We start from the raw sequence: 11,664 nt of genomic DNA, 5'->3' as shown, positions 1-11,664 counted from the left end.
GGTTTAACAATCGCCTTTTTCTTTCTCCCCACGACTAATATATCCCCGCCCTCTCTAATTTACCTTGTCTACCTTGTTGCCAGCAGTAAAACAAATCTCACATCCAACCAACAGAAGTATATATCAGAATTTGATCCTGTAGAGAGGAAGAAAGATCTCTTTACAGGATCAATATAAAGGTAAACAGTTGCTAAAAACCAATATTTAGGGGTAGCTTCCGCTAAAATCCGGGATTTGCAGGCCCAATTGTAGTCTCAATTATTCAAAATATTACTTTACACTAGCGGCAAGCCAGGAGGTCAGATAATTCATATATTAGCATACATCTGTGCTAACATTGTTTAAATTGCATTTTAATCTTTAAGGTGTTTTTACAGCACTAAAGGCTATTAAGAAACTCATGGACCTGACAGAACCTAAAATCCCGGAAGCGCCAGCACAAACCGGTCACCCGAAACAATTATACATGCTGTTCTTCGCCGAAATGTGGGAGCGGTTCTCATTTTATGGCATGAAAGCACTGCTGCTTGCCTACATGGTAACGGAGCTAAAGTTTGATGAGCCGAAAGGTTATGCCATCCTGGGTTCCTATGCAGCACTGGTGTATACCATGCCCCTGTTCGGTGGTGTAATGGCCGATAAATACCTGGGCTATCGCAAGGCAGTACTTTATGGTGGCATTCTGATGAGTATTGGTCACCTGGTACTCGCTGTGCCCGAGGACTGGAGCTTCTTTTTAGGAATGGCTTTTATTATTTGTGGTAATGGCTTCTTTAAGCCGAATATCTCCAGCTTGGTCGGTACTTTATACGCTGACAATGACCCACGCAAAGACAGCGGATTTTCCATTTTCTACATGGGCATCAATATAGGGGCAGCACTCGGCGGATTACTTTGTGGCTATGTGGGGCAGCAAATAAACTGGCATTATGGTTTCGGTATGGCCGGTATCTTCATGATTCTGGGGTTGGTTGTATTTGTTATAGGCAGCAAATCGTTAAATGAGAAAGGACTTCCCCCTGATCCGGCAACACTGAAAAAGCCCCTGTTTGCAGGCATTTCTACTGAGATCTATATTTATGCTGGCTCTCTACTTGTTATTCCGGTAATAGTAGCGCTGTTCCACCGCTATGAGCTAATGGACCTTATTATGTTTGGCCTAGGTGCTATTTCCCTGGCCTACATCTTATACATAGCTTTTCAACTGGATAGTGTTGCCCGCAACAAACTGTTTGCAGCGCTGGTACTGATTATTTTCTCAACTTTATTCTGGGCTTTTTATGAGCAGAATGCCGGCTCACTTAACCTGTTTGCCATGCGTAACGTGGACATGCATGTAGCGGGCATGGAACTGCCATCATTAGCGGTGAATAACTTTTTGCCACCTGCCTGGGTTATAGTGCTCAGCTTCTTTTTTGCCTGGCTTTGGCCGGCACTCAACCGCAGGGGCATGGAGCCGTCTACTCCCTTAAAATTCGGCTTATCGTTTGTATTGCTCGGGTTGGGTTTCTGTACTTTTTATGCTGCCACCGTTTGGGGTGCCGAATCGGGATTGATCTCTTTACCCGCCTTTATCTTTGGATACTTCTTTATCATCTGTGGAGAGCTTTGTATTTCTCCTATTGGGTTGTCGATGGTAACTAAGCTGGCGCCGACTAAAATTGTGGCCATGATGATGGGTATCTGGTTTTTTGCCAGTGCTATCGGGGAGTTTTTGGCTGGCAAGATCGGTGCTTTGATGAGTGTTCCCGAAGACGTGGTTGACAACCCGGTGCTCTCGTTGCCATACTATGCTGATATCATCAGTAAAATCGGGATTTATGCCATTGGCTTCGGTATCCTTCTCATTCTTTTAGGACCTGTGATCCGCAAATGGATGGCCGATGTCCGCTAACTAAAGTTAGAATAGCAGTGACTCTTTTCTAAGTTATCAGTTGACAAATGTCCATTTAATTGTATAGTACCAAACCAATGGATGTTTAATTCCATATTTTGGCCTATTATAGTAAAAAGCCAATCCACTTAATGTGGATTGGCTTTTTTCAGTATGCCTCTCTTTTAACTTTAATACTCAAATGCCAGCGGAGTTATTTGTAGCATTGGAAGTAATAAATAATTTTCAGCAATACATTTTTACATCAAACATTTACTTCCCTCTAAAATTATCTCCTGAAAGCAACTTTACAGTTATTCTAAATCGTGTTTTCAAAGTGCAGTTACCCGGAGAACCTGACCGAGAATATAGTCACTCCCTTTTCCTGATCACTCTCCAGCGAAAAAGTGAAACCATGATTTACCAATATCTCCCGGATCATCGTTAAACCTATCCCCTGTCCGTATTCTTTGGTACTGAAAAATGGTGTAAACAGCGATGACCGCACACTCTCAGAAATGCCGGAGCCAGTGTCGGTTATAGTTAGCTGTGCGGGATTGGTTTGTGTGGCTATAGTTATTTCGCCGCCTTCTTCTATCGCTTCTATAGCATTCTTGAGCACGTTTAGTAGTACCTGCTCCATCTGTTGCTGATCCAGGAGTATAATCAGCGGTTGCGACGCCAGTTGGAGTGTACAACCTATAGTTCTGCGCTGGAACTCCGGTTGCATGAGCAGGACCATGTTGCGCAACAATGTATGAAGATTGGTTGGTGTTTTCTTAGGTTTGGGCAGGCGCACCACATTGGCAAAGTTGGCCATAAAGCGGCTCAGATTCGTGTTACGGTCTATAGCTACCTGCAGGGCGTTGTCGAAGTCTTCGCGGTGATCGTTGGTAAGTTGCGGAGCATAATATTGCAGCGAACCCAGTATAGAGTTTACCGCTCCCGCCGAGTTGTTCACTTCATGCGACATCATCCGTATCACCTTTTCGTAAGCCTGCCGCTCGTTCTGCAAAATTGCTTCGGTCAGTTCTTCTATCAGCACAAAATAATGCTGAAAGCCACGATCCAGGAAGTGCGCGCGTTGGCAACGGTACGTGCGGATGCCGTTTACCCGAAACGTAATAGAGCTTCCGTTTTGCAGGTGCGTCAGTTGCTCGGCCCATACTTTGGGTAGCTGGCTTACGTGTTTGCCAAGCAAGCTGCTGGCAGGTTGCTGCAGGTATAGTTCGGCAGCCGGATTAACGTGCTCTACCTGGTTATCGAAGCCAAGCAAAAGTATACCTGTCGGCGACGCCTGTATCAGTTTCTCAAGGAAGTAATGTTTCTCGGCCTGCGCCACCCGCTCGTGCCGCAGCTGGTCAATCATGCGGTTGTACACGTTTATTAGTTCATCCAGCTCTTTCTGACCCACTCCCATAAATTTGGTAGAGAAGTCCTTGTCTTTTATAGATTGAATACCGGCACGGATCAGGCTGAGCGGTTTAAAGAAGGTGCTGTATAGTTGGGCCGTAATGTAGATCGAACCAAGTATAAGCAGCTCCATCCCCAGGAACAGAAATACGTTCTCCTTTAGCAGGAAATAAGCCATTACTGCCAGCAGCACATGAATTACCGTGGCAAAAAGGATGAACTTAGTCCTGAGACTCATACGGGATGTTAAACTTATCGAGGCGGCGGTAAAGGGCAGCACGGCTCAGGCCAAGGGCACGAGCCACTTTGCTGATGTTGTTATGGTAATGATCCATCGACTTCCGGATCATGCTGGCTTCCATTTCATCTAAGGTCATGGCGCCAACGGCTGGCAAGGCTTTATCGGCGGGTTTGGCTGAGCTGCGTTGTGCCTGTGCCTGAAAATCTTCTGCTTCCAGCATGGCGCCATCGCTTACCAGCACCGTCCGCTCCACCAGGTTCTTCAGTTCACGAATGTTGCCCGGCAGGGGCTGCTCGCGTAGCCACTGCAAAGCGCCTTTGCTTATAGTTAGCTCCGGGCGGTTGTAAACTTTTTTCAGGTTGCTGAGGAAGTGCTGAACCAGCAACGGAACGTCATCGGCACGCTCGCGCAGGGCTGGCAATTTTACCGTTATCAGGTTAATGCGGTAAAACAAGTCTTCGCGGAATTTACCTTCGGCTACCATTTCTTCGAGGTTGCGGTTGGTGGCACAAACTACACGAATGTCCAGCTTCCGGGAACGGCTATCGCCTAATACTTCATAAGTACGATCCTGCAATACGCGCAATAGTTTTACCTGGCTGTTCATATCCAGTTCGCCAATTTCATCCAGGAAAATGGTGCCTTTGTTTGCCATCTCAAAACGACCTGTTCTGTCACCTTTGGCATCGGTAAAAGCGCCACGCTTGTGGCCAAACATCTCGCTCTCAAACAAACTGGCGGAGATACCACCTAAATTTACTTTCACAAATGGCTGACTGCGGCGCGAGCTGTTCTGGTGTATAGCTTCGGCAATCAGTTCTTTTCCGGTTCCACTCTCCCCTTCTATCAGCACCGAAGCATCAGTGGCCGCGATCTGGCCTATTTTTTTCAGCACTTTCAGCAGGTTCGGGTCCTGGCCAACTATGTTTGTGAAGTTATACTGCTGATCAAGCTTTTTGCGGGTCAGCGCTTCATCGGAACTATAGTTTTGTTCTGATAAACTCAACGCCGTTTTTATAGACTGCAGCAGGTATTCGTTACTCCAGGGCTTGGTAATAAAATCGGCGGCTCCGAGGCGCATGCCTTCCACTGCTAAGCTGATAGAGCCCCAACCTGTGATCAATATAACCGGCAAATTCGGGTACTGCTTTTTAAACTGACCGAGCAGTGCCAACCCATCGTGGCCGGTGGTTTCAATCGAGAAATTCATATCCATAATCACGAGCTGTAACAGATGCAGTTCGCCCTGCTCAAGTGCTTCTTTCGGCGATACAGCTTCACATGTTTTAAAGCCATTCTGCTTCAGCATCAGGCTAAGCGAAGCGCGCACTGCAACATCATCGTCTACAATCAGGATCATGGAATTTAACAGTGATTTATAAGTATAAAGATAGTTGATATATATAATCGGACATACACCAACCGGAATTTATAGCTGCAAAGTAAGGGCTATACCCACTCTACTTCTATAAGTCCCGGTTATAGTGTGTGAGATGAGTTAATCTTCGTGTAGTGCAATGGCCGGATGTATGGCCGCTGCCTGCCTGCTCGGATACAGGGCACAAAAAGTTGTGAGCAAGTATATGAGTACAACAGCTCCGGCAAGTGCTATAAAGTAAACTTCTGAATCCACCTGAAAGACCTGCAACAACGGAAACTGAACAGCGAAAAGAACTCCGAAGATCAATCCGAATGTTGCCAGTACCAGCACTTCACCTATAAACTGGCGATAGATTTGTCCGGAAGCAGCACCGAGCGCGCGGCGCAGACCAATTTCACTGTTGCGACGGCTGATGTTATACCACAGCACTCCAAACAAGCCTAAAGCTACGTTTAAAATCAGGAAGCCACAGACTAACCCGAGGGCGATCATCGGGATTATAGTTACTTTAGCTTTATTCTGACGCATTTTTTCCAATGTCGCTACTTCCAGCGCCCAGTCTTTCCCGATACCTGAAATCTCTTTCACCATTTTCTCTTCAAAGTCTATCCCTGTGCCGGGCTTTACCCGGATCAGCATTTCGTTAGCAAAGTACTTTGGATTCTTTTTAAGGTTAATGCGTGTAAATACAGCCGGATCTTCGGCAGAAAATTCACTGCCCGCACGGTAGTAATCCGTAATTCCCACCACCTGGAAGTTTGTAGAATCATCCACATGAATTATTTTGCCTAAAGCATCTTCCTCGCCAAACAGAACCCGCTGCAATGCTTTATTTATCACGACCGGTTCATGATGAGACGCATCGTCGCTAGTACCAAACCAGCGTCCCTGGTTTACCTGTATTTGCATGACATCCTTAAACTCATCCTGCACTTCATACACATCAGAATCAATGCGCTTCACATCGCCATAAGAGAAGTGGTTATTCATCTGGCTGAATGAAAAAGGGGCATTGCTGGATATCAAAGATGCCTGGTCTACCTCCGGGAATGCACGTACCCGTTGGATTACCTGCTCCACTATTTGTCGGTTCTGGGCTGTAGAATCGGTACTTGGTCGCATGGTAAGCAGCCATACATTTTCGTGTTTGAAACCAAGTGGCCTTGTATAGTTGCGGACATTATACACGATAAAGCTCAGCACCCCGAACAGCACCAGGAAACAAAAAAATATTTCGGTGATCAGCAGGAAGTTACTTTTCTTCCGGTTCCAGATCAGTTTAAACAAATGGCGTATCATTTCGAACCTCCTTTCAGTGCCTCTACGGCTTGTAAGCGTGACATTTTGTAAGCCGGGTATACACCGGAAATCAATCCAAACACAAGGCAGAGCAGCATGCCCATTGCGAAAACACGCAGGTTCAGCCCCAGGTTGGCATACACGATCATGCCGCTGTCGTTTATCAGCCACAGTACCCCAGCCGATAGAATAAAGCCCAGCAGACCACCCAGCAAGGTCAGAAAAATGTTCTCGATGATGAACTGCCCGATAATGGTGGAGGATGAAGCACCAAAGGCTTTGCGTACCCCAATCTCTGAAGAACGCTCCATGATACGGCTAATGTTAATGCTGACAAGGTTTATAGTAGGCAGCAGCATGAACAGCAGGGCCAAAACAGTCAGTATACTATACAGAATACCAACGCCGGCATCGTTACCATTGCCTAAAAAGGTGCGGGCAAAGCTCTCCAGAAAAGTATCCGGGAATGAGAAAAGCTTAGCGTCTTTCTCCGGATGCTGCCGTTCTACTTCCTGCATCATAGCTGCGTACTCTGCTTTTATTTCAGGTATATCCGAAGACTGCCGCGCTTTAATGGTAGCAAAGTAGGTGCCTCTTAGCCCAGGTTTGGAAAAGTCCTGGCTTTTTAGTGTAATCGGAACCCAAATATCGGCATAGGACTGCACGCGCAGCACTGGTACGTTTTCTACCACCCCTATAACTTTATACTTTACCTGGTCTACAACTATTTCCTTCCCAATAGCCTCTGCGTCTCCGAAATATTGAGCCCGTGTGTTCTCGTTAATTACGGCCACACGGTTTGCGCTTTTTACATCCTGTTGGGTAAAGGCATTCCCTTCCAGAAAATTAAAGTTAAGTATGTCCCAGAATTCACGGTCGGTATACTTGATATCCAAAGCCAGTTTGCGGTTGTTGATATAGCTGTTTACCTGAAAGAATATAGAATTGATCGAGACTTTTTCGGGTGTCTTCAGGCTGCGCACGTGGCGGTCGAAGAAGCTATAACTGGCAGGCCCGCTGTTGGTATAACCCTCTTTTACCTGTACACGAATCTGGTTAACAAAGAGTAGTCTGTCTGTGTCATGTTCCGGCATTTGCGGTCCAAAAACATGGTCAAAAAGAGAAGTGGCAACCATCAGTATCATTAAGGTAAAACTGATACCAAAGAGGCTGATGAAGGTAAAAAACTTGCGCCGCAAGAGCACCTTCCAGGCTATTTTTATGTAACTCTTAAACATGACTATACTTGCTGAAAGTTAGCGATCAACTTTGAGTCCGATACCTGCTGCCCGTCAAAGAAACGCACTAAACGCTCTGTTTTAAGAGCCATATTCTCGTCGTGCGTTACCATAACTATAGTTGTCCCATCCAGGCGGTTCAGGTCCAGCAGAATGTTCATCACTTCTTCGCCCATCACCGAGTCCAGGTTACCGGTCGGCTCATCGGCAAGTATAATTTCTGGCTGGCCAACCAAGGCGCGGGCAATGGCTACACGCTGGCGCTGCCCGCCGGATAACTGGTTAGGGTAATGCTGGGTACGGGCACTTAGGCCAACTTTCTCTAAAGCAGCTTTGGCTCTTTTGGTCCGCTCCGACCCTGAGATGCTGCTACGGTACAGCAGGGGCAGTTCTACATTGTCCATCACGCTCAGGTCATTCACGAGGTGATAACTCTGGAAAACAAAACCGATCTTTTGGTTACGGATGTGCGCCAGTTCTTTGTCTTTGTAAGTTTCTATGGGTTGCCCATCAATGGTTACTATACCGGAACTCGGAATATCCAGCAAGCCCATGATGTTGAGCAATGTTGACTTGCCGCAACCCGATGGCCCCATGATAGAAAGGAATTCTCCTTTCGGAACCGTCAGGTTTACGTTTTGCAAAGCCACCGTTTCGATGGTTTTGGTCTGGTAAACTTTTTCAATGTTAGATAGCGTGATCATAGTTTTAATATCATTATTAGTTGGTAGGTATTGGTTAGTTATTAGAGTTTGTGTTTATCTCTGCCACAATCGGTTGTTGATTTTCAAAATCATACAGGGTTAACTGCCTTAAACTATAGTGCGCGGCCCAGAACTGTGCAAGCGATGCAATGTAAGCACGGCGGGCCTGGTCTTTTTCGGAAAGCGCAATGTTTAGGTCGGTAATGCTGATGCGGCCAACTATAAAAGTGTTTTTGGTAATGTTATAGCGTTCCTGGGCAATGGCATCGGCAGCGGCAGTCGTCTTGAGCCGGCGCTGCAGGGTGATGTATTGATTTGCCTGCGATAGAACAGCCTGTTCGAAAGTAGCTTCTTCCTGGGTGATGATGTGCTGCACCAACTGGCGGTTGAGTTCGGCAACTTTATAGTTGGAACGCTGTCGGCCCCAGTCCATAAGCGGCATGTTAAAGCCAATGCGGGCACGCTGCAGGTTCTCCGGACGGGTATACACATCCGAGAAATTGTCGGCACTGTTCGACAAGCCGAAGGTCGCAAAAACACTCATGTTCAACCCATTGTCGCCTTTGGCTTTGGCAACTATACTTTCGGCTTCCAGCAGGCGGCGCTTAAAACTTATAGCTTCCTTACGGTTCTTTTGGGCTTCAGCCAGCGCTACTTCTGCAGATATTATAGTTCCTGGTATGCTGTCAGGTATAGTTAGCAACAGGGTATCGTTGTCTTTCAGGCCTACAAATGTTTTCAGGGCAAGTGTTGCATTCTGCTCATCGAGTGTCGCCTGGTCCTGAGCAAGCTGAGCATTAAGTACGGCCAGCTGTAATTGCAGCACATCGTTTTTAGACAGACGACCCAGTTTATACTTCTCTTCGGCAATATGGTACAGGGTGTCGTTGTTGGCGAGATTCTGGGTAGCAATGCGCTGGTTTACCTGCGCCAGCAACAAGTCGAAGTATAGTTTGGAGGCCTCAACGGCTATAGTTTCCTTGTCTTCCACAAACTTGCGCTGCGACTCCTGGTAACGCAATGGCTCTACTTTTCTGGCCCAGGCATACGGGTTAAAGGCAAACAGCGGCTGCTCAAAACCAACTATAGCCGGGTTGCCATTATAGCGGGTTGTTTCCCGGTCAAAGTCATCGAAGCGCTGCATGAGCGAGGTGACAAAAATGCTGCCGCCTGTAGGGCCAACCAATTGTCGCAGCGTCAGGCCAAGTTCCGAATTGTTGATCGAAACAGGCTTAAAATCAGTGGTACCATCCGGCTGAATAACCGGTGTATAGGTTCTGCTGAAATCAGGCAGGGTACCGTTCAGGCTAAGTTGCGGACGATAATCCGATTTAAAGCTGCGCCATTGCCAGTAACTGCTTTCGTGGCTTACATCGGCCTGTTTTGCTGTTGCTGACTGCTGTTGCGCCATTGTGATAACCTCCTGCAAACCTAACTGGCGGGCGGGTTGGGCTATACTTTGTGCGCAACAGAGCAGCATTACAAACACTAAACAGGTAAAATTACTTTTCATAGGTTTATTTTATACTTGGTATAAACTATAGTTCTGAAGCTTTAAAAGGCAATCCGCAATTCTTACTTAAGCTTAAGTTTTTCCGTGTGCTCGTATTCTGCCATTTCTGAGATCACGACCACATCGCCGGGCTGCACGCCATTTTCAAGTTCTACAAAATCTACGTTGCTCACGCCTATAGCTGCAGGTTTGCGCAGCACTTCGTCGCCTTGTACTATAAACACCTGCTGCCCCTTGGCACTGTTAAAGTATGGCCCGTTCTTCACGCGCAGCACATTACCCTTAGAGGCCATAGTTACAAACACATCTACCCGTAAACTGGGGCGTAACAATTGGTGAGCTTTATCCTGAAGGGCGACATAAAAAGTAACAATGCCATTGCTAACCGTGGGCTCTATGGATGAGATGGTACCTTGGAGATCGGCATTGTTGACGCGAACTATAATATTGCCCCCAACTAACAACTGCCCGGCGTAGGTATCGGAAATGGTGGCTTTTACTTTGTAGCTGCTCAGGTCGGCAAGGCGGGCAATTATATCACCGGCGTTTACGGTGCTGCCAATTTCGTTCTTCACCCAGGTTATCACGCCGTTGTGCGTGGCGCGTACTTCGGCCTGTTCCATTTTGCGCTGCAGCTCTTCTATAGACCGGCCCTGCATGGCCAGGGTAAAGCCTAGTTCCTGCTCATCGGCTTTCAGCAGCTCCCGCTCAGTAGCCATGTCGCGTTCAATTTCCTGTAGTTCCTGCTGCGCTATTTTGAGGTTCAGTTCGGCCTGCTTCACACTTTCCTGGGTAGTGCCGCCAATCTTAAGCAGGTACTTTTCATCTTCGAGCTGGGCCTGCAGGCTTTTTACCCGCATCTGTTTTATAGTTAGCTGCGATGCCAGTTGGTTCAGCGTTTTGCGTAGGTTCAGGCGCAGCTGCACGCTTTTGTGCTGATTCAGTTGCTGCTCGTCTTTCAGTTTATCATAAGCCAGTTGGGTAAAGGCTCTGTCGAGTAGCAGGATCTGGTCGCCGGGTTTTACCTGTTCGCCCGCCTTTAGCAACACCTGCTCTATGCGTGCCTGTATAGGGCTGGTAATTACCAGTTCGTTCTCCGGCACCACCACCCCACTCGCCGAAATGGTTGCTACCACCGGACCACGCTCTACCACGGCCGTGCGCAGTTTATCTCTGCTTAGCGATGGTGTGAGCAGGCTTCGGAAACCAACTATAGCAAAGGCCAGCAGAGCCAGGGTAATCCCTATTTGCCAGTAGCGTCGGCGTTTATTGGCTTGTTTGGTAGTGGCAGATAATTCGCGGTCCATAGTGTTGAGCGTGTACTTTACACGAACTCTTTAGCCAAGTAATATGCCAGTTATGTATATAACTGATTTACTTAACTTTACACTTTAAAACTATAGTTATAGGTGAGTTTGGGGTGTTCAGTATTGAACAGGTGTGTTCGGTTTCAAAAGATTCTCCGGCCACTTGTATTTGTGTGCATGTTTGGGCAGAAATACGCTTTGTGGCAGGTACCTATCCATGCCTGAGTTTTTAGAGAACCATTGCCTACCAACTTTAAAAGTTACAATCAGGCAAACAGGTTAACGAGCCTGAGTGCCTGACAAACAGCGCTTAAGAATTCATATTTCATTCATCCGCTTCTATCTTCAGTTTATCCGCAAAAAAGGTCAGCTGGTATAAATTAATCTGCCATTAATACAGGTAGCTTACTCAGGCATAAAATATTCCGTACTTTTGCGCCCGATTTCGGGAACAGGCAACTATTTCTGGGACAATACGACCCATAACCTACACTATAAAACCATGAAAAAAGTAATGACAACTATACCAGCGCTCCGCTACCTGCTGCAACTATAGGCATCGATCCAGCCCCGTTGCTCCGGCGATTTCTATAAAAATTTCCAGAAAATATATAAAAGTTATCCCAACCGGTTAGCCTAATTTTGTGCTGTGTTTTAGAAACACAGCTGCACGCATATATCCTATATTCTACAAT

Annotated in this window: 9 protein-coding genes; 2 read left to right on the top strand and 7 right to left on the bottom strand. The window is 46.8% G+C overall.

All coding sequences use genetic code 11. The features are described from left to right. Positions 1-400 precede the first annotated feature (400 nt). Positions 401-1,894: a peptide MFS transporter gene (locus KYK27_RS11980; protein ID WP_199110293.1), complete on the top strand. Its 1,494-nt coding sequence runs from the start codon at positions 401-403 to the stop codon at positions 1,892-1,894. Positions 1,895-2,216: 322 nt separating this feature from the next. Here the strand turns inward: KYK27_RS11980 and KYK27_RS11975 are convergent, their stop codons facing one another. The 7 genes from KYK27_RS11975 to KYK27_RS11945 form a co-directional block, all read right to left on the bottom strand. Next, complete coding sequence (locus KYK27_RS11975; RefSeq protein WP_199110292.1) at positions 2,217-3,524, bottom strand: sensor histidine kinase; 1,308 nt, start codon at positions 3,522-3,524, stop codon at positions 2,217-2,219. After that, positions 3,508-4,887 carry a sigma-54-dependent transcriptional regulator gene (locus tag KYK27_RS11970; RefSeq protein WP_199110291.1) on the bottom strand — a complete coding sequence of 460 codons (1,380 nt, stop codon included), beginning with the start codon at positions 4,885-4,887 and terminating at the stop codon, positions 3,508-3,510. The genes KYK27_RS11975 and KYK27_RS11970 overlap by 17 nt, the downstream gene beginning before the upstream one ends. Before the next feature lie 138 nt (positions 4,888-5,025). Next, positions 5,026-6,207: an ABC transporter permease gene (locus KYK27_RS11965; RefSeq protein WP_199110290.1), complete on the bottom strand. Its 1,182-nt coding sequence runs from the start codon at positions 6,205-6,207 to the stop codon at positions 5,026-5,028. Continuing rightward, entirely contained in the window at positions 6,204-7,445 is a 1,242-nt protein-coding gene (locus KYK27_RS11960) for an ABC transporter permease (protein WP_199110289.1), read from the bottom strand. The genes KYK27_RS11965 and KYK27_RS11960 overlap by 4 nt, the downstream gene beginning before the upstream one ends. Before the next feature lie 2 nt (positions 7,446-7,447). Further along, a complete protein-coding gene (locus KYK27_RS11955) occupies positions 7,448-8,149 on the bottom strand; it encodes an ABC transporter ATP-binding protein (protein ID WP_199110288.1) in 702 nt (233 codons plus the stop codon). 34 nt (positions 8,150-8,183) lie between these two features. Next, positions 8,184-9,662, bottom strand: coding sequence for a TolC family protein (locus KYK27_RS11950; protein ID WP_199110287.1), 1,479 nt, complete (start codon positions 9,660-9,662; stop codon positions 8,184-8,186). Positions 9,663-9,724: 62 nt separating this feature from the next. Further along, positions 9,725-10,969 (bottom strand): efflux RND transporter periplasmic adaptor subunit, encoded by a 1,245-nt coding sequence (locus tag KYK27_RS11945; protein ID WP_199110286.1) that lies wholly within the window; start codon positions 10,967-10,969, stop codon positions 9,725-9,727. Positions 10,970-11,402: 433 nt separating this feature from the next. On the opposite strand from KYK27_RS11945, the gene KYK27_RS18445 reads away from it, so the two are divergent. Beyond that, complete coding sequence (locus tag KYK27_RS18445; protein ID WP_255532101.1) at positions 11,403-11,525, top strand: hypothetical protein; 123 nt, start codon at positions 11,403-11,405, stop codon at positions 11,523-11,525. Positions 11,526-11,664 lie beyond the last annotated feature (139 nt).

This window comes from Pontibacter populi (assembly GCF_019336435.1).
Lineage (GTDB): Bacteria > Bacteroidota > Bacteroidia > Cytophagales > Hymenobacteraceae > Pontibacter > Pontibacter humidus.
Note: the sequence above shows the minus strand (reverse complement) of the source record. Positions and strands in the feature narration are given on the sequence as shown.